Below are 26489 nucleotides of genomic sequence, written 5' to 3' on the forward strand. Positions count from 1 at the left end.
GATAAGCCAAAAATTAAGGGGGCTATAAATATGGTTATAACTAATTGAAAATAAATAAAATATAGCAACCTAATCGTTAGGTTGCTAGGAGGGAATTATTTCTTCTGGTAGATGATACCTGGATTACAACGTACCATATCAAAACTATCACTTAAACCTGCCATTGACTCAGATGCACCTAAAAATAAATAGCCTTTAGGGTTAAGTGCCTGCGCAAATTGCGCAATAATTTTTGCCTTAACCTCTGGTGAAAAGTAAATCAGTACATTGCGGCAAAAAATAATATCAAACTTGCCCATCAAGGCATAAGAATCTAATAAGTTTAGATGCCTAAAACTGACCATTTTTCTTATTGGATCAACCACCTGCGCCATACCATTGCCACTATCCTTAAAGAACTTTTGCCGCCTTTCCATCGACAAGCCTCGTGCGAGGGCAAGTGAGTCGTATTCTGCATTCTTACACATATCAAGCATAGTATTTGAAATATCAGTACCGATAATCTGCGCACCCATTTTTAAAACACCAGGTTGCTTAGACTGAAACTCAGCAACCGACATAGCTATCGAGTAAGGCTCTTGACCAGAAGAGCTTGCCGCAGACCAAATTTTCACCGGTCTACGCAAGTCTTTAAATTCAGGAAACAATTTAGTTTTAAGTAACTCAAAGGGGTATTGATCACGAAACCAAAGTGTTTCGTTTGTCGTCATCGCATCAACAACTGCGGCACGTAACTGCCTCTCATGAGGGCTTAATGTTTTGCTCACAAGCTGTGATAACGATTCCACACTAAAGCGAGCCATCAATGGGGCTAGGCGACTCTTAACTAAATAAAGTTTATTATCACCTAACACAATCCCACATTGTTGCTCTAAAAAAGAGCGAAATTGATCGTATTCGCTTTGTTGTAAGTGCTTATTTTCCAAAGTAATACCACCTATAAATTATTAATCACAGTGAACCCATTTTTTAACAGCTCTCGCTAATTCATCAGGGTTAAACTTTGCAATAAAATCATCCGCACCCACTTTTTCAATCATTGCTTGATTAAATACACCACTCAGCGATGTATGTAAAATAACATGTAGCGGTGATAATTTTGGATCGGCTTTTATTTCTGCTGTTAGGGTATAACCGTCCATTTCAGGCATTTCAACATCAGATATCAGCAACCCAACACGTTCAGTGATGTTGTTTTGACAGTCAAGTTCAGCAATTTCACGTAGCCTGAGTAACGCTTCTTTACCATTTTTAGCAAGTTCAGTTTGCACACCTAATGGCTCAAGTGCACGCTTAACTTGGTTTCTTGCTACCGCAGAATCATCAGCAATAAAGACAATGCGTTCGCCTAAATCTTTTTGAATTTCGCCTTCGCCCACAACCTCAGCGCTGACCTCAGTATTAACCGGGCAAATCTCGTTAAGAATCTTTTCAACGTCAAGGATCTCTACCAGCTCGTTTTCAATTTCGGTAACGGCTGTCAAATACGAATAACGGCCAGCGCCTGATGGCGGAGGCATAATTTTTTCCCAATTCATATTTACAATACGTTCAACACCACCGACTAAAAAGCCTTGAACTGAGCGATTGTATTCCGCAATGATAATAAAACTATCTTTAATATTTTCAATCGCAGGACCGCCAACAGCCATAGATAAATCGATAACTGAGATAGTTTGACCTCGAATATGGGCCACACCACGGATATAGGCGTTTGATTTTGGCATGTTTGTAAGCGGTGGGCATTGTAAAACCTCTCTTACTTTAAACACGTTAATACCAAAGCGTTGACGCCCTCTGAGTTTGAATAATAGTAATTCAAGGCGGTTTTGCCCAACCAACTGAGTACGCTGGTTAACTGAGTCTAAAATGCCTGCCATTTCAATCTCCTAAAGATAAACAACCAGAGTCGGAACAATAATTGCTTTCTTTGTGTTAAAGCTACATAAGGTTACAAAGCGTCTGTTTTTTGACGCAAAATATTTATACCTTGTTTTCAACCATAAGCATAGTCGAAACATGATGAGTTTGTTAAAAAAAAGCCGAAGATACAGTGTTTTTTATTTTCTTGCTAGCCTGTTGCTTAGTACGCAACTTCACGCTGAAGTCTATAATCACCAGCAACTTCAACAAATCGCTATCGATTTTATCAGCGAACAAATAACTGATCTGGATTCAACACCACAAGTCAGCGCACTGCCTCTTGATAGCCGAATCCCTGATAGGCCTTGTCAGTTACCGCTGAGTAAAACCGTACCGACTGAACCTCCTTTTAATCGGCAGGTAACCGTACAACTTAAATGCGAAGACTTAAATAGTTGGACGCAGTATGTGCATGTCAGAATTATTGAACTTGAGCCTGTGGTAGTAGTAACAACCAATTTAACTCGTGGAGAGGTTATTAAAGCTGAACATCTGCGTCTTGAAATGAAGCCTAAACAATTTGTTCGTACGCAATATATTCAAGATGAATCAGTGCTAATAGGAAGTCGGAGCAAACGTAATATCCGCAGCGGTCTTCCGATTGTCATGAGCCATATTTGTATGGTGTGCAAAGGGGATAATGTAACCATCATTGCAGCGATACGTGGACTTAGAATCAAAACAACAGGTGTTGCTTTAGAAGATGGTACGCTTGATGAATTAGTACGTGTAAAAAACAAAAAATCAGGTAAAGTATTAAATGCACGCGTGGATGGTGTCGAGTCTGTACAGGTGAATATTTAATTTTTAATATTTATGTTAAAGTATCTTGTGTGCCTGCCGATACCAAGGCATATGTTGGGTAATGTATAGGTCAAAATAATGGTAAGCAACGTCAATAATAATAGTCAGCAAACATCTGTGTTGACGAATACCAAGCAAAAACAGCTTGATTTACAAAAAGATAACCTTAACACGCAAACGGCTAAATCAGCTGCGCCTAAAGCCAGTGCAGATTCAGTGAGCTTAACGCCGCAAGCAAAGCAATTAAAATCTTTGCAAGAAAAGGCTGAGCAGTCATCTGGTTTTGACAGTACAAAAGTCGCTGAGTTGAAAAAAGCAATCAGCGAAGGAAAGTATCAAATTGATACTGAAAAACTAGCAAAGAACATCGCAGCATTCGAGTTTGACGTTTATGGCTGATCATAACCATTTAATTGCCAGCAAATTAACACAGCAAGTCTCTTATTTAGAGTCTATTGCTGCGCTTTTAGATGATGAGCTAACAGCCATTGCCTCAAAACGAGGTGAAGGTTTAAAAGAGATTGCCCAACAAAAAATCTCCTTATTACAAAAAATTCAAACGCTTGATAAAGAAGTTCAGGTGCTTGTGAGTAAAAATGATGCTCAAGATGAAGACGTTTCTTCACTTATCACGCAGGTGAATGAGCTTCTTACAAATTGCAAAAAGAAAAACGATGTCAATGCACATGCCGCACATCAAGCCCAACTAAGTGTAAAACAATTAAAAGATATTTTAATTGGTGCACCATCGTCTATGACCTATGACCAAGGTGGCAGTGTTATTCAGGGCGAGAATAAAATTGTACATAACCTAAAAGCGTAATGCGTTTGGGTTATCTCTCCTTTATTACGACAACCTCACAAATTGATAGCCCCCTCTGATAAGCCACTTTGCTATTTGCCGAAAAGATGGCGCTGTAAACCTGATTATTGCTCCAAGTTATTGCTTATAAATAACGCGACATAAAGTCGCGACTACAAAGTAAGATTTACTCGTGAGTTTCCTAAGCAAAACCTAAAACCATATCTACTAAAATAAGCTGTTCAGAGTCAAAAATAAAGCGCGATAAATCGCGCTTTATTTGTATTTAGTAACTCGTTTTAAATATCGATAGCGTTATTGCCGCCTTCGATGAGTTTCTTAATTAACTCCTCAGAGCCATTTTGAATATCATTTGCTGCGTCTGATGTCACTTCGGGCTCACCATTGAATGCCAAACTTTGACTTTCATTGCCAGTATCAAGAGCAAGTACATCCGTTTGCTCACTATCGGTGAGTACATCATCAATACTCAGTTCAAGTGGTGCCGCCCCCTCAGCAATAGTAGAATCTGTGTTTGTGTCAGTCATAACCAAACTCAAATCAATACTTTCGCCAAGTGGTTGAGGCTCAGTTCCTTGTGCCATTTGCTCTTCACTCTCATCAAAATCAGCTAACAAAGGTTCACTGCCTAAACCAATAAGACCATCATCAGGCTCAGTATCGAGTACCCCAGTGCCCACTAAATCATTTTCGGTATTTTTAACAATGAAGTCACCTGTTACAGGGTCGACGATTGCAAAGTAATATTCATTACCTAAGTCTAATACTGACAAGCTAATAAACCAATCACCATTACTATCTGCGGTTACTGTTTGCGCTGAATTAAGTAAAGATAAATCAACAATATTTAATAAATTAAGCCCAACCAAGTTAGAACCAATGGCATAAACTTCTGTGCCTGGTTCTGCCTCCCCTGAAGCTGATGGGAGAAGAAGTCCTAAAACGCCTGGATTATAATTAGTTACATTAAACGCATCTAAACTAGGGTCGTTACTGTAATCAATGCTAGATATGGTTGTGGTATTGCCTGCGGCATCGGTTGCTGATGCCTCAACATAAGCAAGCGTTAGTAACGAAACAGATAAGTTAAGGACTTGCCAATCCCCATTTGCATCAACAGTGGCTGTATAGGGTGCGCTGACGCCTCCTCCCACTAAGTGATTCGTAATTGAGATAACGCTGCCCTCAGGTAAATCTGAGGTACCAGAGAGCGAAACCAAGTTACCTAATAAGAATGACGGTACGATTGAAAGTTCTGGTGCAACCGTATCAACCTCTCCGCCGGTTTTACTGTCTGTTCCAGTATTTCCAGCTTCATCAGTGATACTTACAGCAACAGAGTAAGTACCATCAGCAAGAGCTTGAGTCGCGGTTGCTTGCCAGTTGCCGTTCACATCTGTCACAGCCGCAACACTATGCGTTACGCCACCAGCTGCGGTGAAAGTAACAATAATATTGCTGTTAGCGAGATCAGACGTACCATTCACTGTGGGTGTTGAATCATTTGTGAGTATCAAACTACTCGCGTTGATACTAATAGTAGGTGCAATCGTATCAATCACCGCCGTTGTTGAGATAGAACCATCGTTACCAGCACTGTCTCTGACAACTGCTGTTACTGTGTATGCTCCTTCAGCAAGATTTTGTGTTGCCTCAACCTGCCATTCTAGGTTTGCATCTAATGTTGTTTCAACACTGTGACTTACTCCCACAGAATCAACAAATGTAACAATCACCAAACTCCCTGCTGTAGCCCCTGTTGCACTACCTGTCACGCTTGGTGTTAAATCACTTGTCACGGCGATTGGATCAATCGTTACATCTGCAGGTGTTATGTCTATGCTACCCGATGCCGAATCTGTTGCTGTATTACCCGCAGCATCTGTAATACTTGCATCAATTGTATAAGCTCCCTCAGCAAGGGGAGAAGCAAGTGCAACAGACCAATTACCACTTGCACCAACAATTGCACTCGCTGTGACTTCATTATTGAGCGCATCTGTTACGGTTATTGATACTAGGGTACCTTGCGGAGCATCACTGGTGCCACTGATTGTAGGAGTTGTATCATTTGTTACATCTGGTGTATTAACACTGAATAGAGGTGCCGTTAGGTCGATTTCACCACTGCGTGTGGCAGTGCCTGTTAACCCGCCTTCGGTCACACTCGCTGTAATACTAAAACTACCTTCGCTTAATGGTGTCGGTAATTGCACACTCCATACACCCCCTGTTACGGTTGCAAAGACGGTCTGAATGTTGCCAAGTGCATCTTCAACATTCACAGTCACCTGCGTGGTATCTGCGGCATCACTGGTGCCAGAGATAGTCGGTGTTGTATTGTTCGTCACTGATAGTGCGTCAACAGCGATGGTAGGTGCATTACTATCAAGAGTCGCTGTTTCAGTGGCCGTTGTCGTATTACTTGCTGCATCAGTAATGCTTGCAGTAATACTGACTGCACCATCTGTTAAAGCTGGTGATACATCGACAGACCAACTACCATCTGCTTGCACTGTTGCAGTAAGCGGATAGGTATTACCGTCATTTTCAACGCTTATGTTCACCGTGCTACCCTGTGGTTCGCTCGTTGTCCCACTAATGGTTGGTGTGGTGTCGTTTATTGTGCCAAGACCATTAATGACAAGAATTGGCGCGAAGGTATCAATTGCACCGGTATCTGAAGCGCTACCTGAATTACCCGCAGAGTCGGTAATACTCGCGGTCACACTATAGTTACCATCAGGCAAATCACTGGGCGTTACTTGCCAAGTACCATCGATTTGTACTGTTGCCGTCAATGTTTGAATATCGCCATTACTATCTGTAACGCTAACATCGACAAGCGTACCTTGTGGTTCTGTCGATGTGCCAGAAATAACTGGCGTACTTGAATTACCTAATACAAGCGCATCCAGTGTGACAACAGGATCAACCGTATCGACAGTGATGGGTGTTGTTACTGTTTGCGTATTATTAGCATCATCCGTAATTGTAGCGGTAACTGTGTAGCTGCCGTCGCTAATATCAAGGGGAACAACAAACTGCCACGTTCCATCACTTGCCACTGTCGTTGTAATTGTTTGCCCTGCTACTTCGACAACGACTGTACCGCCAATTTCATTACTACTGCCTGAAATCGTTGGTCGAACATCTGCAGTAGCACCAATATCGTTAATAACTAGGCTTGGGGTTACACTATCTAGCACACCCGATGCCTGCTCCGTGGTTAAATTACCCACTTCATCGCTAACCGACGCTGTTACCGTAAAGCCACCTTCTGCAAGCGCTGCGGGGACATCAACAGACCAAGTTTGATCATTTAACACTGTCGCTGTAAAGCTTTGCGAGCCACCAGCACTATCAGTGACGGTAATGTTAATAACAGTCCCTTCTCCCATATCAGTTGTTCCTGAGATAGTCGGCGTCGTGTCATTAGTTAAAGAATCAACATTGAGTGTTAAGACAGGAGCAACATTATCAAAATTTAATGTACTCACCGTAGCGGTGTTCCCTGCTTCATCCGTGGCAGTGGCCGTTACGTAAGCTAAGTTAAGTAGCGGTACAGTGATATTTGCAACCTCCCAATCACCATTCGCATCAGTGGTAGCCGTATAAGTTGCCCCCACTAAGCCACCGACTAACTGCTCAGTAATGGTAATGACACTGCCTTGAGGTAAATCAGATGTGCCAGATAGCCCGACTAAATTACCTAATAGGAACGAAGGTATAATGCGAATATCAGGTGCAATAGTATCAACAATACCACTATCAGATGCTGTGCCGGTGTTGCCCGCATTATCTTGAACTGTCGCTGATACGGTATAGCTACCATCAGCAAGCGCTTGACCTGCATCAGCACTCCAGTTACCTAAAGCATCTGTGGTTACGGTAACAACATGACTAACACTGTCGGCATCTAAAAAGGTCACGTCTAGCTGCGTGTTTGCTAAATCAGACGTACCGGTTACCGTCGGTGTATTATCATTAGTTAATTCAGGTGCATCAATGGTGATATTGGGCGCAGTAAGGTCAACATTGCCTGTTTCTGTATCCGAGCCTTGATTACCAGCAGCATCCTCGAATGTCGCATTAACAGTGTATTCACCCTCAGCCAATGGGGTGGTTACCTCAACTGACCATGCCCCCCCTGGTTGTATTTGCGTTGTGACGACTTGCTCTTGCCCTGCGCCATCGGTAATGGTTAGTGTAACAAGCGTACCGACTGAAGCGCCGCTACTTTGCCCACTGATCAATGGTGTTACGTCTGTTGTATCAGAGAGTGGATCAATCACGATTGTTGGCGCAGTCGTATCTATTAAGCCTGTTTCAGTTGCCGTACCTTCGTTACCTGCAACATCAAATACACTGGCGTTAACTGTAAAACTGCCCTCTGCTAATGCTATGCTCGGCGATACCGACCATGTGCCATTAGCCTGTACAGTCGCGGTGATCGTTTGGATGCCGCCAAGTGAATCCGTAATTTCTAATGTAACGGTACTGCCAGCACTTGCATCAGTGACCCCACTAATTGTTGGTGTATCGTCATTTGTACTACCTATGTTGTTAATACTGATAGTAGGTGCTGTTAAATCAACAACGCCTATCGTTGACGCCTCACCATCAACACCTCCAACGGTAACTGTTGCCGTCACTGTGAAGTTACCTTCTGCTAATGCTGTAGGTGGTGTCACAGACCAAATGCCATCAAGAAGAGTCGCAGTTAATGTTTGTGGCGGGTTAGTACCATCATCAATCACCACGGTCACTGTCGAGCCGTTTGGCGCTGAAGTAGTGCCTGTAATTGTCGGGGTTGTGTCATTCGTATCGGCTATCGCATCAACTGACATACTCGGCGCGCTGATGTTAACAGTAAAGTCACTTGAGGCGCTGGCAGTATTACCTGCAGGATCTGCAACTGTGGCTACAACAGTGTAGTCATCATCAGCTAATACCATAGATGTAACCGACCAATCTCCATTGCTATCAACGACAGCCGTTAAAGACACATCAACGTTATTTGAATCAGTCACAATCAGAGATATTTGTGTGCCTTGCGGCTCTGTTGAGGTACCACTTATTGTAGGTGTGTTTGTGTTTACAGTGCCAAGACTATTAATCGAAATAGCAGGGGCAACAGTGTCTATATTACCGGTGCCGGATGCTGTGCCAATATTGCCGGCATCATCGGTTATGCTTGCTGAAACGGTGTAATTACCATCAGGGAGTGAAGGCGCCTCTACTTGCCAGTCACCATTTGCATCAACCGTTGCGGTTAAATCATACGTATCACCATTGATATCGGTCACTGTAAGGTTGACAACTGTTCCTGCTGCCTCACCGGATGTGCCGCTTAATAATGGCGTGCTATCGTTTCCTAATCCGTTATTATTCACAGTAACTATAGGCAAGGTAATATCAATATCACCTGTCGCGTTTTGGGTTGTCGTATTACCTGCATCGTCACTGACTGATGCAGTAACAGTGTAACTTCCTTCAGCTAAGCCATTTGGCACTTCTACAGACCATGTGCCATCGCTTGCCACTGTTGCACTAATTTGCTGTGTTCCATTGCTATCAGTCACTTCTATATTAATGGTCGCACCTATTTCGTCACTGGTGCCACTCAGTACAGGTGTTACATCATTGCCACTACCAACGCCATCAAGCGTTAAACTCGGTGCTACAGTATCAATAACGCCACTGGCTGTTTCTGTTGTGGTATTACCAAAACTATTTTGTACACTAGCACTGACAGTAAATGTGCCATCTGCCAGTATCACATTCGGACTGATTGACCATTCACCATTTGCATTCACAGTCGCATTGAGTGTTTGACTATTCCCTGCTTGATCGGTAACAACAACGGTTACTTGCGCGCCTTGGCCAGCATCAGTGGTGCCCGAAATAAGGGGAGTATTATCATTAGTTAAAGCATCTACACTGACAGTTAAAATCGGCGGTGTATCATCAAAGTCAGTTGTAGTAATTGTTGTGACATTACCTGCAGCATCTGACGCGGTTGCTGTAATAGATGCCAAATTAACAATAGGCACACTCAACCCCGTTAATGACCAATTCCCATTAGCATCTGTTGTCACGGTTGTTGTGACTGCTGGTGCACCAATTAAATTTTGAGTAACCGTAACCACACTTCCTGCCGGTAAATCTGATGTACCACTCAAAGTAATCAATTGACCTAATAATAAGGTAGGTTCAAAGGCAAGCTGTGGAGGAATTGTATCAATCACACCGCTATCAGTATCAGTACCTGTATTACCGGCAGCATCCGTTACGCTTGCTGAAACATTATAACTACCATCTGCGAGTGACTGCGAAGCCTCTGCACTCCAGTTTCCGTTACTGTCCGTTTGCACGACAACAATATGACTATCGCCATTCACATCCGTAAATGTTACTTCAACACTTGCATTCGCTAAATCAGAGGTACCAGTTACAAGTGGCGTATCATCATTTGTTAGGAAAGGACCATTAACTGAGACAAGAGGTGCAGTTAAGTCGACAACGCCTGTGGCAGTGTCTGAAGCTGTATTGCCTGCCGTGTCTGCGACAGTGGCTTCAACGGTGTAAGTACCTTCAGCTAACCCTGTCTCCACCTCGACAGACCAATTACCATTGGCACCAACAACCGCTGCTAATGATTGAGTATTTCCAGCGCTATCAGTCACTTGTAAAGTAACAACACTGCCAATAGCCAAGCCTGAAGCTTGTCCAGATATGAGAGGGGTAATATCCGTGGTATCAGCCAGTGCATCAATACTGACCGTTGGTGGTGTTATATCAACAAGACCTTGAGCTGTTGCATCACCAGTTATACCATTAACAGTAACGGAAGCTGATACAGAAAATGCCCCTTCACTTAATGGCGATGTGACATTGGCTACCCAAATTCCATTTTGAACGACGGCGGATAGGGCTTGCAAATTACTGTTACTGTCTTCGACAATAATAGACACCACGGTACCGTTAGGCGCATCCGATGTACCACTGATGGTGGGTGTAGTGTCATTGGTATCGTTAATTGTATCAATTGAAAGACTGGGCGCACTGGCATTTAAAACAAACGAACTTGTTGCTACAGCTTCATTGCCCTGCGCATCAGTAATCGAGGCTACAATATCAAATGTACCATTTTGTAATTCTTCAGGTACCTCAGCAGCCCACGTGCCACCGCCACTGACAATGGCAGTAAAAACATAACTATCAACCCCGTTACTTACCGTCAGTTGTACAACACTGCCAGCAGGTTCATTTGTTGTACCACTGATAATTGGTGTAGGGTCATTGACTGTGCCAAGGTTATCAATGGTTATCAGTGGTGCTGTAGAATCTAATGTGCCTATCTCAGTATCGAGCCCTGTATTACCTGCGTTATCAGTCACGCTTGCAGTTACTGAAAAATTACCTTCGCTGACAGGTGTTGTAACTTGTACAACCCAATTACCTTGTGCATCCAGCGTTGTTGTGTAAGTTTGGCTGTTATTCACAGAGTCAAACACGGTTACTGTCACTGTACTTCCCGCTAAGGCACCTTCTGCCGAGCCTGTGATGATTGGCGTACTATCGTTTGTGACACCAATTTCATCGATAGAAACTACAGGCGCAGTGATATCAATAATACCGCTAATAACTTCGTTAGCCGTATTTCCAACAGAGTTTGTCACAGTCGCATCAATCGAAACTTCACCTTCAGCAAGCGCGGTAGGTACCTCAATACTCCATGATCCATCAGGGCCGACTTGAGTCACAAAGCTCTGCACAGGTCCCGAGGCAGGCGTAACAACAACCGTGATTACGTTCCCAGGAGCTGCATTAATTGTCGTCCCTGAAATGGTTGGGGTGGTATCATTTGTTTCACCGATTGCATCAATAGTAATGGTGAGTAATGATGAATCAATTAACCCATTTGCAGTTGCAGAAGCTTGGTTTCCAGCTGCATCTGCAACTGTTGCGGTGACAGTATACTGACCTTCACTAAGCTCTGTAGCAGCATCAACTGAAAAACCACCATTGATGTTTGTCACTGCGCTTAATTCTTGACTATTACCATTTGCATCAACCACAACAATGGTCACCGCAGTGCCTTCGTCAACACCTTCAACGACACCTGAAATAGTCGGAGTTGTATCAGCGCTACTGCCAGGATCGTCTAATGTAATTATCGGTGCGGTTAAATCTATAATGCCTTGTGCAGTATCTGTTGCTTGATTACCAGCCAGATCATTTACCGTAGCCGTAATTGTAAACGGCCCTTCAACAATGGCTTGGTTGGCACCAACTTGCCAACTATTATCAGCATTAACGGTGGCCGTTAATGTTTGTTGATTGCCGTTACTATCCACTAAAGTCACGGTTACTTGCGTACCAACATCAACACCACTCACCACCCCAGAAATAATAGGCGTTACGTCATTTGACGGGGTAAAATCATTAATTTCTATAGTTGGTCCAGTTAAATCAATCACACCGACTTCGGTATCCTGCGCAGTATTACCAGCTGCATCTTGCGTTTGGGCTACAACAGTAAACTCTCCCTCAGCAAGGGGGTCGGTTAGGGTTATTGACCAACTACCATCAGCATTTGTCGTGGTTATGAAAGTCTGCTGCGCTCCGCTACTATCGGTCACAGTAATGGTGACTTCAGTGCCGGCGTCTAGGGTTTGTGTTGTGCCATCTATAGTGGGCGTTAAATCATTAACATCACCTATGGTATTAATTGTTATTATTGGCGGTGTTAAATCAACTGTATCCGTTGCTGTGGCCGTACTATTATTACCAGCCTCATCGCTAACACTCGCCGTAACGGTGTAGTCCCCTTCAGCTAAATCATTTATAACATCAACTTGCCAATTACCATCTGCATCCGTTGTTGTTGTGAGTGTTTGTGCATTACCGCCGCTGTCTGTAACCAGTAATGTCACTGTTGTTCCTGCAGGAACATCTAAAACGGAGCCTGAGATAGTCGGCGTCGTGTCATTAGTATCATTTAATGTGTCTATAAAAATAATAGGATCGGTTAAGTCTATTTCGCCTATTTCAGTCGCGGTTGCCGTATTACCAACCGCATCCGTTACCGTTGCTGTAACAGTGAATGTTCCTTCCACCAGCGGTGTTGTTGCTTCTACTGACCAATCCCCGTTTGCATCGGTAATCACTTGTAGTGTTTCTGTAGCACCGTCACTACCAATGAAGGTAACGGTGACCACTGTACCTGCATCAACATCTTGGGTTGAGCCTGTCACTACAGGGGTCGTATCGTTTGTATCAATAATAAAGTTAATGCTAACCGTTAAATCGACATTGCCAACCGCTGTCGCCTGTGCTTCATTGCCCTGAGGGTCAAGAACAGTTGCTACAATAGTAAAGTCCCCCTCAGGAAGCGGTTCTGTCATTTGCAGTGACCAGCTACCATCAGCTTGAGTAACTGCAAGCAAGTTAATGACTTGTCCATTACTGGCAGTGATCATCAGCATGATGGTTGTACCCGCCGCAACGCCTTCGGTTTGACCGCTAAGAAATGGCGTTGGATCATTGCTATCAGCAATTGAGTTGATTGTTATTGAAATAGGAGAAAATGCGATTTCTCCATTGGCATTGGCCGATGCACTATTACCAACAGGATCCACCACTGTCGCGATAGCGGTAAATGCCCCTTCAGGAAATCCCGCCGTTGCATCTACGGTATAACTGCCATCAGCGCCAACAATGGCTGTAAATATTTGTGACTGACCGTTACTATCAACAACTTGAATACGTACCTGAGTTCCCTCTGGCACATCATCAACCCGCCCAACAAATGTGGGAGTTGTATCATTAGTGTCGGCAATCGCAACAAGCGTAATATCAGGCGGCGTTAAATCAATGAGGCTACTATCAGTATCAACCCCCTCATTACCTACTTCGTCAATTGCTGAGGCGACAACATTGTATAGCCCTTCAGAAAGATCTTGCGCTGTTATGCTCCAATTACCCTGTTCATCAACTTGAGTCACAATGGTTTGTACTCGCCCTTGGCTGTCAGTCACAGTGATTGTGACATCTCCACCCACTTCAATTCCTGACACGGTGCCCGAAATCTCTACATTAGGTGAAGCAGAGTCATTAAGCGCATTAAGCTGCACTTGAGGGCCCGTTGTATCTATATTTGCCAAGATATTATCATTCAGTGGATTACCGTTAGGATCGATCACATCCACATCAATCACAATCGGTCCATCTGGTAAGGGGTCTAGCGGTGTCGTCGTGAAAGTGCCATCAGGCTGGACAATCACTGTAACAACCTGTGTATTTCCATTCACATCGGTGACTGTGACAGTTAATGTCTCGCCTACAAGGTTCTGCGTTGTACCTGAAATAACCGGTTGAGGATTGTTCGAATTGCCAAGCTCATTGACACTTAATGTTGCTAAAGCGTCATTAGGGACGACACCATCGGTGGTATCTCTTGGCGTAAAAATGCCATCACTACCTGCATTTAGGCTATCATCAAATGATAAACCTGACGGATCAATCCCTTCTGCAATACGAGCAAGCTCAACAAAAGATGTGCCACCACCTGATGTAGCACCACCAGTGCCGCCCGCTGCGGTTGCTTCTAAATTCTCAAGAATGTCTCCATCACCTTCTAAAGCTTGTAGAAAGTCGCTGATATCGCCAGTTGCTTGTTGCTGAGGTGGCGTTGAGTTTGCTTGATTTAAACTTGCAATCGCATCATCTATAGACTCATCAAACACCGTATTTTCAGAACTGTCTTGACTGCCTTTGGCAACTAAATCGGGAGTAATTGTGATTCTTTTACTGGCTGGTATTGATAATGATTCGCCCTGTACATCTATTGTTAAAGTCGACTTTTCAGCCGTTACAACAGTGTCACCCACGGTGATCACATCACCCACCTCAAGTGCCTTAATAGAGCCATCTGCTTGGATAATGCCAGCAGAACCTTGAACATCGATAACTAATAATTGGTTTGCATCCATTTGCCGCTCCTCAACGTACCAGTAATACTTTTATATAAGTAAAGCCTAGTTAAGAAACAACACTAAGTTACTGGACTATGGTACAGGTCAGCCACTTATTTAATACTATTTAACTATTAAAACAGGGACATGAATCCAGAAGAAAAAGTTCACATTTAAACAATTGTAGTAGTTGCAGTATTTTAAAATGTTAGCTAAACCTTAACTTAGCGTGAATAAAATTTAGTCAAAAAAGAGGATATTATGGCTATAATAAACCCGTTCACTAAAAACAAATTCATCAGTGTTATCGCTCTAATTTTTGCTGCAAATGGGAGTATTTTAAATGCTCAAGCAGAGCAAACCTCATCTATGCCACTTAATTATGTCGCCGATAAAGCCATTGCAAATAACCCTGAAGTCCAGCAGGCGTGGCATGCATTTAAAGCATCGATGCATGGCATTGATGCAGCGCGTTCAGGTTATTTACCAACGGTAGATATATCTGCAAGTGCAGGATATGAAAAGCGAAATTATGGTATTGATGAAGAGTTTAATCGTAATACAGCAGAATTAACGTTAGGACAGATGCTTTATGATGGATTTCGAACTTCAAACACAGTAAGACGTTTTGAACGTATCCAGCTAATCCGTTATTTTGAGCTCCTCACTCAAGCTGAGCAAACAGCACTTGAAGCCAGTGTCGCATACTTAGATGTACAAAAATTTACCGAGCTGGTACAACTTGCAGAAAATAACCTACAAGAACATCAATCGGTTTATCAACAAATTGAACAAAGCGTTGGAGCCGGTGTGGCACGTGCCGCTGACTTAGAACAAATTAGTGGTCGTTTATCACTCGCTCAATCAAATGTCATGACCGAATATGCAAACTTACATGATGTAAGTGCTCGCTATTTACGGATTGTTGGCGAATTGCCGACCAAAGGAGTTGTTAAAGCAAAACTCAGTGACGATGCTATTCCTATTTCTATCAATCAAGCACTGGACTTGGCATATAAAAACAGCCCTAACTTTTATGCTTCTTTATACAATATTGAAGCACAACAAGCTAACGCCGACTCACAACGCGCCGCTTTTCATCCAAATGTCGATTTATCAGCACGTTACGGTATGCAAGACCGAAACGAGCTAGGGTTAGATGAAACGCAATCTGAAGCACGTGTGGGCATTGATATTAGCTATAACCTCTACAGTGGGGGTCGTGATAGTGCTAACTTAGATCAAGCGTACCAAGAGGTCAATGTTGCGAAATACCAACGTGACCAAACCTGTATCGAAATACGACAAAATCTTCAAGTGGCTTACAACAATGTACTCGTGCTGCAAAGTAAAATTCCTTCTTTGGAAAACCATAAAAATTCTTCTAATAAGGTAAAATTTGCGTATAAAGATCAGTTTGATATTGGTCAGCGCACCTTACTTGATGTACTTGACGCAGAGAACGAATCATTTCAGTCAAATAGAGCCTATACAGCGGCACTTTACGACCGTCAAACTGCGATCTTAACCATGCTTGCAGAGATGGGTAAGTTACTAGAAACACTAAATGTAAAATCTGACAAGTTCCCATCAATAAGTGAACTTACCGATGATCCAATTGCTCATAATGCGGAGTATGTTTGCCCTAAATACGATGTTGCAGCAACATTGGGACGACAAGCGTTTTTGCAAGAAAAAAAGAAGCAAGATAACGCGTATATGAGTGTGACTGCGATGCCTAGTTATTTGAACATTCCTGCCACACCAGCACCACAAGCCCCCATAACAACCTTTGCTGATGATGACAATGATGGTATTGCAAATGAGCAAGATGACTGCCCATCGACCCCCGCATTTACAGAAGTCGATGACAGAGGGTGCACTAAATACCGCAGTAATACCAGTAATGTCGAAATTGGTATTCCTTTTCTAGCTGACTCCAGTGTAGTGCGCCCTGAATATATGCAAGAAATCGCTAGGTTAGCTGAATTTTTAAAAGAGCATCCTACTAAGCAGGTGGAGATTCAAGGGCATGCCTCATTAGAAGGCCCTGCCCTTTACAATCGCAAGCTATCAGAAAAGCGCGCCTTTTCAGTCGCAGAGCTACTTATCCAGCAATACGGTATTGCACCTAACCGCGTCACATCTTTAGGCTATGGAACAGATCAGCCAAGAATTAACGAAATTTCCGTTCGCGCAAATGCTGCAAACCGTCGCATAGAAGCTGTAATAACCGACTCTAGCAATCGCTCAGCTACAGCACAAAATGGCTGGTCTTAAGCTAGGTTGTAAATTAACGTATGGATAGTGTATGCAAGAAAATGACGCACTCAACCATGGTGGTAGTCTTGTTGATTGCCTAGAGATTTTATGTCGTTATCATGATCGCGAATTTTCGAGAGAAACGCTATTGAGCGGCCTTCCTCTTGAAAATGGTTTGCTAAACCCCTCAGGGTTTTCACGGGCAGCGAAACGGATAGGCTTTAAAACCAAAGTTGTTCATAAAGCACTTTGCGATCTCAATGTGGCTTTATTACCCGCTGTATTAATCTTACAGAACAATCAAGCATGTGTTATCACTAAGCTGAACCTGACAGATAATACCGCACAAGTCATCTACCCAGAATTAAGTGATTCTGCCGTCACGATAAGCCTTGATGAATTGAATGAAACAAGTTCGGGTATGGTCATTTATGCACAACCTGAATTTGCCTTCGATGCACGCTCACCGGTACTGCAAAAGCTATCAAAAGATGGCTGGTTTTGGGGTGTAATAAAAGAATGCCGAACCCTTTATAAAGATGTCATTGTTTCCGCGATTGCACTTGGTGTACTTTCTATTGCTATGCCACTGTTTGTGATGAACGTCTACGACCGTGTTGTACCAAACCATGCGACAGAAACACTGTGGGTGTTAGCAATCGGTGTGCTGCTGGCTCTGACCGCAGATTTCATACTAAGATTAGTGCGCAGTTATTTTGTCGAGCTTGCTGCAAGTAGAATTGATGTAAAAGTGTCGGCGGTAATCATGGAGCGAGTTTTGGGTATGAAACTAAAGAATCGCCCTGCATCAGCCGGTTCCTTTGCGAGTAATATTCAGTCTTTCGAGGCCGTTCGCAGCTTTTTTAGCTCGATCACTTTAATTGCGCTCGTTGATCTTCCCTTCGTGCTTTTATTTCTTGTTGTTATTGCCATTATTGGGGTAGAGCTTAGCCTGCCAATTATCATCGGCGCAGTACTTTTGCTGAGCTATGCATTAGCAGCACACAGAAAGCTTGAGAGCTTATCTGAGCAAACAATGAAAGCCAGTTCAATGCGAAATGCCGTCTTAGTAGAAAGTTTAACAAACATTGAAGATGTAAAAAGCTTTCACAGTGAATGTAAAACTCAATCTAATTGGGAAAAATCAACAATTTACATTGCTCGAGTTAATGCTCAAAGTCGCCTCATTTCATCTTCAATCAGCAATGCAGGCGCGTGGGTACAGCAATGTGTCGGTGTGGTGATCATGATGATCGGTGTGCATCTCATTATAGAAGGCGACTTAACTCAAGGCGGGCTAATTGCAGCCTATTTATTGTCGTCTCGAACTATGGCACCCATTAGCCAATCTGCGGCGGTACTTGCCCAGTTCCATCATGCAGCAATTGCTATGCATTCATTAAATGAAATAATGGAAAAAGAAGTCGAACGCCCCCCTGGTAAACACTGGCTAAGCCACCCTGTGTTACTCGGAGATATTGAGTTTAACGATGTGCGATTCAAATACTCAGATGAAAGCAATGAAGCGTTATGCGGTGTAAGTTTCAAAATAAAGGCAGGTGAAAAAGTCGCTATTTTAGGGCGTAATGGCTCAGGAAAAAGCACTGTAGAAAAACTTATTTTAGGTCTTTACGAACCCAATTCTGGATCAATTTTAATTGATAACAATGACATTCACCAAATTGACCCTGCAGAGCTTCGTCATAATATTGGGTATGTTCCCCAAACAATTTCACTATTCTTTGGTACCTTAAAAGACAATATAACGCTAAGTGCATGGCATGCAAAAGACGAGCAAATTTTATCTGCGTGCCAGCAAAGCCAGTTATTTGAGTTAATTAATTCACACCCTGACGGATTTGATATGCAAGTAGGTGAACAGGGTCGCCTACTCTCTGGTGGTCAACGCCAAGCGGTGGGGATCGCAAGAGCCTTGCTAAATAATCCACCCATTTTATTAATGGATGAGCCTACCTCAGCACTGGATCATAATAGTGAATCTAAGATCATTAATAACATAAAACGTAGCTGCCAAGAAAAGACTCTCATTGTTGTTACACATAGAACATCACTACTAGAGCTTGTTGATCGGGTCATCGTATTAGATAACGGTAAAGTTGTAGCCGATGGACCTAAATCCCACGTTTTATCTGCTTTGTCGACTCATACGGTTGGAAAAGTATCATGAGTAAAAAAGACTTACCAATTGAACAACGCTCATTCGAACGTTTGAATAAAGCGATGGATAAGCAAAAAGCAAAGCGTCCATCTATATTTTCATATTTGTTTTCTCGTTGGTTATCACCGCCGAATACTCAAGATTGGGTTGTTGACGCGCAATGGGAGAAAATGCAACAACAGCCAGCCAGTGCCAGAGTATTATTGTATTTAATTTGCTTAACTATCGTCGCCTTACTTGTTTGGTCAGCATTTGCCCATTTAGATGAAGTTGCACGGGGTGAAGGCAGAGTGATCCCCTCTCATAAATTACAAGTTGTACAATCATACGACGGTGGCATGATAGAGCAAATTTTTGTTCGAGAAGGACAAATCGTCAATGCGGGTGATGTATTGGTGAAGATAGATCCAACTCGCTTTATCTCTTCATTTAGAGAAAACCAAGCAAAAATTTTATCTCTAACAGCGAAAGTTGAGCGACTTAAAGCGCTCACTAAAAAAAAGCCACTTGAGTTTACTCCCGACTTAATCGAAAAAGCGCCGGATGCCGTTGCACACGAACAGGCTATGTTTGAGAGCAGTAATCAAGAGCTGACACAACAAGTTACAATCCATAAGCGCCAACTAGAGCAGCGTCGCCAAGACTATGCCGAAGCGAGAGCCGCACTGCAACAACACACTAACTCTCTCAGTTTAGCGAACAGAGAACTTTCTGTGACACGGCCATTACTCCGTTCAGGTGCCGTATCTGATATCGATATAATTCGTTTGGAGCGCCAAGTTGTAGAGCACACAGGTGAGATAAACCGAACAAAAGCAGCAATAAACCGAAGCCTATCTGCCATCAACGAAGCAAAAAATAAAGTGACTGAAGTAGAGCTTGCGATGATCAACCGTTGGAGTAATGAGCTTTCAGAAGCACTTCTTCGCCTTGATGCCATTAAAGAAACAGAGTCAGGGCTGGCAGATAAGGTTACGCAAACGGAGATCCGCTCCCCCGTCAATGGGACCGTTCAACGCTTATTAGTAAATACAGTTGGCGGCATTTTACAACCTGGTAGTGATGCTGTGGAAATTATTCCCTTAGATGACCAGCTCGTTGTTGAAGCGAAAATCTTACCAAAAGATATTGCGTTTTTGCAGCCAGGACAAGAGGCTATGATCAAGTTCAGTGCTTATGACTTTGCAATTTATGGCGGCCTTGAAGCTCAGGTAACCCACATCAGTGCTGATACTATTACCGATGAAAGAGATAACACTTTTTATTTAGTGCAATTGAAAACGAACCGAAACCACTTTGCCGACAACCTAACGATTATCCCAGGCATGACAACTCAGGTCGATATTATTACCGGAAAAAAAACCGTGCTTGAGTATTTGTTTAAACCCATTTTAAGAGCAACCTCATTAGCCATGACCGAGAGGTAAACTATGAATGCCCTTCACGCCAGTGTAATGGAGTAACTATGCGCAGAAGTGTTTTTATCACACAAGATGAACTTGTATCTCCACATTGGCAATCTGCATTTGCTGACTGTAGCGTACAAACATCAGTGCCTAAACGGTTAATGGCTGATAGCCTAATTTGGCTACTTGCAGAGACACCTGATTGGCTCAATATTCTATCGAAACTCACTGAGCAAAGAATTCCTGTGATTGTGATGACAACAGAGCTTAACATTTCTCAGCTGTGTAAAGCCTTAGAGTGCGGTGCTCGTGGCTATATCGAAGCCTATGCCAGTAAAGCAATTATTGAGCAAGTTGCTGAAACAGTGAGTAAAGGAGGTATTTGGCTACCTGGGCAACTGTTATCAAACTTAGTTGGGGTGCTGTCTAATCAGCAAATTCACTACCAACACAATTGCGATTTAACATGCCTAACAAATCGAGAAAAACAAGTCGTTGATGAAGTTGTCACGGGTGCAACAAATAAGCAGGTCGCACAAAAGTTAAATATCACAGAACGCACCGTAAAAGAACATATGAGTTCTATTTTCAATAAACTGCATGTGCGGGACCGCATGCAGTTAATGTTAGCGGTTAAAGGTCACTAATCTTTTTTACCTTCAACCGCCACAAGCCCATCAAAACCTAACCCCTTCAGTATCGTTTGATCACTTGGGCTTTTAACCCCTTCTGCCACCACTTTAATGCCTAAAGAGTGCGCAAGTGAACACACACCGCGAAGAAAACTTTGGTTATCTTCATTAAAGCTTATGTTATGGCAATAAACACTGTCTATTTTTATTAACTCTAAGCCAAGCTCTTGGATTTTATTTAATTTAGTAAACTCAGCCCCCACACGCTTAAGCGCAACTTTAGCGCCTATACTATGAACTTGTGAACAAAAGCTTCGAAACAAGGCAAACTCTTTAATTGCGAAATTTGCTCGCACCTCAAAGCATATACGCTTAGCAAGTGCAGGATACGCAGATAACCCTGTTAAAATGGACGCCACCGCCATATCATCTTGTAAAGTTTCAGCTGAAACTTCCATTCCTAAAAGCGTATCCCCTTGAATCTGGCCATACTCGTTAATCATTAGTTTCATTAAACTCCAATCAAGGCGAGCTAATAAATGCAAACGCTGCGCCCATTGGAAGTAAAAGCCAAAGCGATATTTTTCGCCTTCAATTAATACACTTAAAGAAATTTGCTGCTGTATTAAGCGCTCATCAAAGGTTGTTACGGGGAATAACGCGATTTCTAATTGATTTTCTTTCAGCGCAAATTCTAATCTTTCTCGCCAAGTATCAATATCATTATGATTGTCTTGCGTTTGTTGTTTTTCATCTACATAAACACTGCAACCCGGTTTTGCTACGGCAACCTTCAAGCACTGATCGACTCGTTTTAAAAGCGTGGCACGGGTGTCATCAACTTCAATGTGTGTACAACTGTGTGATACCGCAAGCGCTACTGATTTATGCTCTGCAACAAGTTGCTCATGAGACTTTAAAATCTGCTCGCTCAAGGCTGCGAGATTACTCACATCGCTAAATAACACTAAAAAATCGACATGGGACATACGTGCAATTTGGCTTTGCCTAAAGCTATCTTCATTCGATTCTAAAAAAGAGACTAATGATTCTGAAAAACGACGTAAAAAGTCCACCATTTCAACGCGGCCAACTTCTTCTGTTAATGCATCCAAATTTATCACTCTGAATAAAAAGAGCCCCCCATGCCCTTGTGAGTTTTCTAAAAAGGTATCAAGAGTTGCATTAAAGTACTCTCGATTAGCAAGGCCTGTTAAGTCATCGTGTTGACTTTTAAAACGAATTTCTTCTAAGCGACGATTATCTTCTTTGGTAATGCGATTAAAACGTGTCGACAACAAATTCATAGATGACACAAGCTTAGCAAACTCGTAGGTGCGCGGTACTTTTGACTTTATAAAGCGTTTTTCACTTAATGCCACCGCTTGTTTCATTACATCATTGAGTGGACTCAGAATTTTAGATAGAAAATAAGCCCCTGCAATACAAGCCGCCACTGCAACAACTAAAAAGCTAAAGAATAAATGGACAGCACTTTGCCACAGTGCATCTTGCGTATACTGGCTATGGCTTTCAACATACAAAGTACCAAATTGTTGCCAGCCATCACTCACTTGAGCAACGCCCGGCGCAACCTCTAACTTATAAAAATGCCTAAACCAACTCGGTGCGTTTAAAGTAAGCTCACCCGTATAAAGGCGTTTAATTATTGTTTTACCATGTGGGTCTCGTAGCTCAATTCGATGGTAATAACCAGTATCAAATGAGGCAGAGACTAAAAGCTCTATTTCAACAGGGTCTTTACTCATTTGACTCAACATCAAGGCGAGTGAGTTAGCATTATCTATATTTTTCATTCGCAACTCAGTCGTAAAGTACTCTTTTGCAGAATTAGTACTGATCAATAAACTACTCACAAAACCAATAATGATTAATAGCAAAATAGCAATCCATAGCTCTTGCTTTAAGGTAATGGTTTTATTTCGTTTGAGTCTGAATAAATTAAATACCTTCACCATCGCACTCCTTCTTTGCGTGATTGCTCTAATATATAACGCCACCGTGATAGCCTAGCAGTCGGATCGGCCACACTCTTTGTTGAATTATTGGCCCACAAGCCTTTGCTGTTAAAGCTAAAAACAGGGCTAAGATCGGTCCGCTTAGCAGCAGGCAGTACCTTAACAATTAAACTGTCTAAAATAAGTGGTTGTGCATTCGGGTGTGTAAAGTAGCCAAGCACCATGTGCGCTTGTGTTTTTCGCGTACCAGCTAGTTGAGCTTTTACATAGATAAGCCGTAATTTATCGTCACTCACTCCAAGTGCTCTTAGGCTTATATACTTGGCAATTGCGTAATCTTCACAATCACCTAGCCCTTTTCCAAGCGTTTCAAGAGGGGTCGCCCAATAGTCTTCTTGCTTCCATAATTGAATATCAGTTTGATAACGCAGACTACGGGCAAAAAACTCGTTAACAACAAGTACCTGTTGTTGTTCGGGTAAATTAGAAGCCTGCTGCAACATCCCTTGCCACTGCCTTGCAACAGTGACCCTATTGGCACCGAAACGCTGCTGCATCTGTTGAATAAAAGTGGTAAATTCAATAACTAAGCGATCAGCTATTGCAGAATGACTTAAACATAGAATAATGACAACGGTTAACCAGCAGGCATGAGTTCGCCAAGTTTGATTTAAGGCAATCGCATATGCTCTAAACAGCATAGACAATACCTAAAAGGAGAAAAGCTTGGTTAAAATGATATGTTAATGCCATTATGCTTTTGTTAAAACTAACAGTCTTAAAAGCATAGCACCCAAGCTGCAACTATGAGAATTTAGTACTTAATAATAAGTCACTTTTTTTACTTCACGCGGTTTAATTTCACCAATATATAAGTCATGTACTCGTTTCATGTCCAGTTGTAACTCCGTGGCGTAAGTGTCGCCCACCGCATACGTTTTAATGACCTGAGCACCTTTGATAACACCCTGCACTTTGCTTTGTAGCTGATCGTTATGTGCAATGCTGTTTTGTACCGTCGTCCCTGCGGAAATCTTTTGCCCATAAACCTGTTCAGCTAACTCACGATATGCTTCAAGTTTTGAGGCTTTAATCGCAAGTAAAGTTCGTTGTGATTTGTTATCACTTGGTTGAGCACTAATGGGTGCATAACCAACAGCTTTTAAAATCGGGTAGTCATCAGGCTCGATATAAGTGTACTCGACGTGTTTATCAAAAATACTACTGCAACCACTTAGTGCAATACAGGCTGCTAGGCCACAAACTAACATTGCTCGCATAACTTGTTTCCGTTAAAAACTCATTTTCTACAAATATGCACGTTTAGTGCCAATCTGGTACATTACTTGCTGAGTACTTGGTATCAATGAACAGTGTCGCTAGGTATTTGCATGAAGTGTCTATTAAAAACGAGTTTATACAGCATGGGGCTGGCCTTTACTCTTGTTTTTTCTAACAATAGTTTAGCTCAATGGTTTGAATCTACAGGCCATGCAGCGATTAAAGATGGTGATACAAGTCAGGCCAAATCTGCCGCAATGAAAGATGCGATAACCCAAGCATTAGTGTTTTCTGGGGCGCGTGTTAGCTCTGTACAAACCCTGGTAGACGGAGTTTTGACGCAAGATCAGCTTAAAATTAGTAGCCATGGTGAGATCCAAAAAATAGAGCTTATTAGCGAAGATCGTCATAACGATACCTATGCAATTACACTTCGCTTAGATATTTTTCCAGAAGCTGAAGAATGCCCTGCAAATAAGTATGCTAAATTCATCGCAATAACACAAAGTCAGTTGGCCAACAGAGAGCAAGCGAGAATGGGCCAAATTTTTGACGTCAATAAAGCCATTAGTGAACAGCTTTATACTCGCTTGAGTAATACGCAAATGGCCGCAAAACCGACAGCCTATTACAATGTGCCGTTGCGCGTGGATCATTTTTTCACCCAACAGTATGACTACAGCGATGCATTACTCGAAGAGATAACCAGTCGTAGTAACTCACAATATGTATTACTCAGTCGTATCCGCGATTTATCGGTAAACCGTAAACTCAATAACGATTATGCATTTTGGCAAGATGATAGCTTTAAGCGTGCTTACAAAGCCGATTATGTTTTATTTGATGGCACCACTTACGAAAAGCTATGGCAGAAAAGTTACCAAACTGAGGGAATTTGGCCATACAAAAAAACCGACATCATTGATGTGTATAGCGACCGCTTTTGGGAGACCGATTATGGTCAAGCCATCAGTGAGGTAAACCAAACCCTCACCTATGACTTGCAAGCGGCTATGGCTTGTTTACCTACACAAGGCAAAATTTTGCATATTGAAAATGGCAAATTAATAATCAACCTAGGTAAAGCGCATGGTTTACAGCAAGGGGAGTTATTAAATATTGCTCATCACAACTACATGACAGATGCGCAAGGTAATAAACTGCCACATAAGATCACCACCCTTAATCAAGTGAAAATTACCCAACTCTATCAGCAGTCGGCTGTTGCCATGAGTATTGATGAGCAGCCATTACCTAACATTCAAATAAACGATATTGTTGAATTAGCTGCTGGCGAGTAAATGTTGCTGTAACCCTTTATGAGCATTTAGCCAAGCGGCTAATTGCTCTACTCCCGCAATATGTGGGTAATGCTTACGGGTTGCAATAACAACTTGCCGTTGTTGATTAGGTGTTATGGCCACATAATTAATTCCCTCTCGTGTTGTGCAAGCAAGTTTGGGAACAAATGTAATACCATCATCCATCGCGACCAAAGCAAGTAGGGTTTCGATACTATTGCCCTTGTATTGGTTTGAGACTTCAACCCCTGCCGAAAAGCAAAATTGCTCGGCTTGTTCTTTAAAGCAATGCCCTTCGTTTAACATAAGTAAGTCACAATCACTTAGCTGAGTAAGTGCAACTTTCTCTTTATTAGCTAATGCATGCTGCTCAGATACAGCCACTAAAAAGTCTTCTTTGTATAATGCTGATACATGGTAATTAGCGAGGTCTGGCACATCAGCGACAATTGCAATATCGATTTCTCCGTTATCAAGGGCGATAAGTGTTTGCGCGGTTTGCATTTCAATAAATGAAAAATGAGTTTCGTTAAAGGCTTGCTTCATTGATGTGAGCAAGGTTGGCAATAAGTAAGGTGCAATAGTGGGAATAATACCTACGTTTATTTTACCTTTAAGGGGATCATGCGAGCTTGCGGCAATTTCCTTTAATACTTGGGTTTGCTCAAGGATTACGTTAATTTGTTCAAGTAACCGTTGACCTTGTACAGTCACTGTCACTTGTTTAGTGGAGCGATCAAAAATAGTTACCCCAAGCTCTTGTTCAAGCTTTTTAACTTGACCACTCAAGGTTGGTTGGCTCACATAACAGGCATCAGCAGCCTTTCGAAAGTGCTTAAACTGAGCCACCGCTTTAACATATTCCAAGTCTTTTAAGTTCATAGTACTTACCAACAATCAATAGCTTTTAACTATCA

The 26489-nt window shown here is 42.4% G+C and carries 15 protein-coding genes; 8 read left to right on the forward strand and 7 right to left on the reverse strand.

Going from position 1 to position 26489, the window contains the following annotated elements; genetic code table 11:
* Positions 1-95: 95 nt before the first annotated feature.
* Complete coding sequence (locus tag L3V41_RS02345) at positions 96-926, reverse strand: protein-glutamate O-methyltransferase CheR (RefSeq protein ID WP_062569701.1); 831 nt, start codon at positions 924-926, stop codon at positions 96-98.
* A 21-nt stretch (positions 927-947) separates the two neighbouring features.
* Positions 948-1880 carry a chemotaxis protein gene (locus tag L3V41_RS02350; RefSeq protein ID WP_062569700.1) on the reverse strand — a complete coding sequence of 311 codons (933 nt, stop codon included), beginning with the start codon at positions 1878-1880 and terminating at the stop codon, positions 948-950.
* 142 nt (positions 1881-2022) lie between these two features.
* Here L3V41_RS02350 and flgA point away from each other — a divergent pair, with 142 nt between their 5' ends.
* The 3 genes from flgA to L3V41_RS02365 all read left to right on the forward strand — a co-directional run bounded on the left by flgA (position 2023) and on the right by L3V41_RS02365 (position 3550).
* A complete protein-coding gene (flgA, locus tag L3V41_RS02355; protein ID WP_062570034.1) occupies positions 2023-2727 on the forward strand; it encodes a flagellar basal body P-ring formation chaperone FlgA in 705 nt (234 codons plus the stop codon).
* Between the two features lie 78 nt (positions 2728-2805).
* A complete protein-coding gene (gene flgM, locus L3V41_RS02360; protein WP_062569699.1) occupies positions 2806-3126 on the forward strand; it encodes a flagellar biosynthesis anti-sigma factor FlgM in 321 nt (106 codons plus the stop codon).
* Positions 3119-3550, forward strand: coding sequence for a flagellar protein FlgN (locus tag L3V41_RS02365; protein WP_237127105.1), 432 nt, complete (start codon positions 3119-3121; stop codon positions 3548-3550). The genes flgM and L3V41_RS02365 overlap by 8 nt, the downstream gene beginning before the upstream one ends.
* Positions 3551-3828: 278 nt before the next feature.
* On the opposite strand, the gene L3V41_RS02370 is transcribed toward L3V41_RS02365, so the two are convergent.
* The gene (locus tag L3V41_RS02370) at positions 3829-14550 is read right to left on the reverse strand and encodes an Ig-like domain-containing protein (RefSeq protein WP_237127106.1); all 10722 of its coding nucleotides are present in this window, start codon (positions 14548-14550) and stop codon (positions 3829-3831) included.
* Between the two features lie 243 nt (positions 14551-14793).
* On the opposite strand from L3V41_RS02370, the gene L3V41_RS02375 reads away from it, so the two are divergent.
* The 4 genes from L3V41_RS02375 to L3V41_RS02390 are packed head-to-tail and all read left to right on the forward strand — an operon-like array spanning position 14794 to position 21026.
* Positions 14794-16812, forward strand: coding sequence for a TolC family outer membrane protein (locus L3V41_RS02375; protein ID WP_237114311.1), 2019 nt, complete (start codon positions 14794-14796; stop codon positions 16810-16812).
* A gap of 31 nt (positions 16813-16843) precedes the next feature.
* Positions 16844-18982, forward strand: a complete 2139-nt coding sequence (locus L3V41_RS02380; RefSeq protein WP_237114312.1) for a type I secretion system permease/ATPase — start codon at positions 16844-16846, stop codon at positions 18980-18982.
* A complete protein-coding gene (locus L3V41_RS02385) occupies positions 18979-20400 on the forward strand; it encodes an HlyD family type I secretion periplasmic adaptor subunit (RefSeq protein ID WP_062569695.1) in 1422 nt (473 codons plus the stop codon). Before L3V41_RS02380 ends, L3V41_RS02385 begins: the two co-directional genes overlap by 4 nt.
* A 38-nt stretch (positions 20401-20438) precedes the next feature.
* Positions 20439-21026 (forward strand): response regulator transcription factor, encoded by a 588-nt coding sequence (locus L3V41_RS02390; protein WP_062569694.1) that lies wholly within the window; start codon positions 20439-20441, stop codon positions 21024-21026.
* On the opposite strand, the gene L3V41_RS02395 is transcribed toward L3V41_RS02390, so the two are convergent.
* From L3V41_RS02395 to L3V41_RS02405, 3 genes are all read right to left on the reverse strand, one after another.
* Positions 21023-22990: a LapD/MoxY N-terminal periplasmic domain-containing protein gene (locus tag L3V41_RS02395; RefSeq protein ID WP_237127107.1), complete on the reverse strand. Its 1968-nt coding sequence runs from the start codon at positions 22988-22990 to the stop codon at positions 21023-21025. The genes L3V41_RS02390 and L3V41_RS02395 overlap by 4 nt on opposite strands.
* Positions 22984-23691 (reverse strand): transglutaminase-like cysteine peptidase, encoded by a 708-nt coding sequence (locus L3V41_RS02400; protein ID WP_237127108.1) that lies wholly within the window; start codon positions 23689-23691, stop codon positions 22984-22986. The genes L3V41_RS02395 and L3V41_RS02400 overlap by 7 nt, the downstream gene beginning before the upstream one ends.
* Before the next feature lie 120 nt (positions 23692-23811).
* Positions 23812-24270, reverse strand: coding sequence for an LPP20 family lipoprotein (locus L3V41_RS02405; RefSeq protein ID WP_062569692.1), 459 nt, complete (start codon positions 24268-24270; stop codon positions 23812-23814).
* 144 nt (positions 24271-24414) lie between these two features.
* Here L3V41_RS02405 and L3V41_RS02410 point away from each other — a divergent pair, with 144 nt between their 5' ends.
* Positions 24415-25572, forward strand: coding sequence for a flagellar assembly protein FlgT (locus L3V41_RS02410; RefSeq protein WP_228074489.1), 1158 nt, complete (start codon positions 24415-24417; stop codon positions 25570-25572).
* Here L3V41_RS02410 and L3V41_RS02415 read toward each other — a convergent pair.
* Positions 25555-26454, reverse strand: a complete 900-nt coding sequence (locus L3V41_RS02415; RefSeq protein ID WP_237114315.1) for a LysR substrate-binding domain-containing protein — start codon at positions 26452-26454, stop codon at positions 25555-25557. The genes L3V41_RS02410 and L3V41_RS02415 overlap by 18 nt on opposite strands.
* Positions 26455-26489: the final 35 nt, after the last annotated feature.

It is taken from the genome of Pseudoalteromonas sp. L21 (assembly GCF_021728035.1).
GTDB lineage: Bacteria > Pseudomonadota > Gammaproteobacteria > Enterobacterales > Alteromonadaceae > Pseudoalteromonas > Pseudoalteromonas arabiensis.

What these genes read in the sequence shown, in the direction of transcription:
- L3V41_RS02410 (WP_228074489.1), top strand. Translation starts at nt 24,415, where the DNA reads ATGGGGCTGGCCTTTACTCTTGTTTTTTCTAACAATAGTTTAGCTCAA.
- flgM (WP_062569699.1), top strand. Translation starts at nt 2,806, where the DNA reads ATGGTAAGCAACGTCAATAATAATAGTCAGCAAACATCTGTGTTGACG.
- L3V41_RS02400 (WP_237127108.1), bottom strand. Translation starts at nt 23,691, where the DNA reads ATGCTGTTTAGAGCATATGCGATTGCCTTAAATCAAACTTGGCGAACT.
- L3V41_RS02395 (WP_237127107.1), bottom strand. Translation starts at nt 22,990, where the DNA reads ATGGTGAAGGTATTTAATTTATTCAGACTCAAACGAAATAAAACCATT.
- L3V41_RS02350 (WP_062569700.1), bottom strand. Translation starts at nt 1,880, where the DNA reads ATGGCAGGCATTTTAGACTCAGTTAACCAGCGTACTCAGTTGGTTGGG.
- flgA (WP_062570034.1), top strand. Translation starts at nt 2,023, where the DNA reads ATGAGTTTGTTAAAAAAAAGCCGAAGATACAGTGTTTTTTATTTTCTT.
- L3V41_RS02390 (WP_062569694.1), top strand. Translation starts at nt 20,439, where the DNA reads ATGCGCAGAAGTGTTTTTATCACACAAGATGAACTTGTATCTCCACAT.
- L3V41_RS02370 (WP_237127106.1), bottom strand. Translation starts at nt 14,550, where the DNA reads ATGGATGCAAACCAATTATTAGTTATCGATGTTCAAGGTTCTGCTGGC.
- L3V41_RS02375 (WP_237114311.1), top strand. Translation starts at nt 14,794, where the DNA reads ATGGCTATAATAAACCCGTTCACTAAAAACAAATTCATCAGTGTTATC.
- L3V41_RS02405 (WP_062569692.1), bottom strand. Translation starts at nt 24,270, where the DNA reads ATGCGAGCAATGTTAGTTTGTGGCCTAGCAGCCTGTATTGCACTAAGT.
- L3V41_RS02365 (WP_237127105.1), top strand. Translation starts at nt 3,119, where the DNA reads ATGGCTGATCATAACCATTTAATTGCCAGCAAATTAACACAGCAAGTC.
- L3V41_RS02415 (WP_237114315.1), bottom strand. Translation starts at nt 26,454, where the DNA reads ATGAACTTAAAAGACTTGGAATATGTTAAAGCGGTGGCTCAGTTTAAG.
- L3V41_RS02385 (WP_062569695.1), top strand. Translation starts at nt 18,979, where the DNA reads ATGAGTAAAAAAGACTTACCAATTGAACAACGCTCATTCGAACGTTTG.
- L3V41_RS02380 (WP_237114312.1), top strand. Translation starts at nt 16,844, where the DNA reads ATGCAAGAAAATGACGCACTCAACCATGGTGGTAGTCTTGTTGATTGC.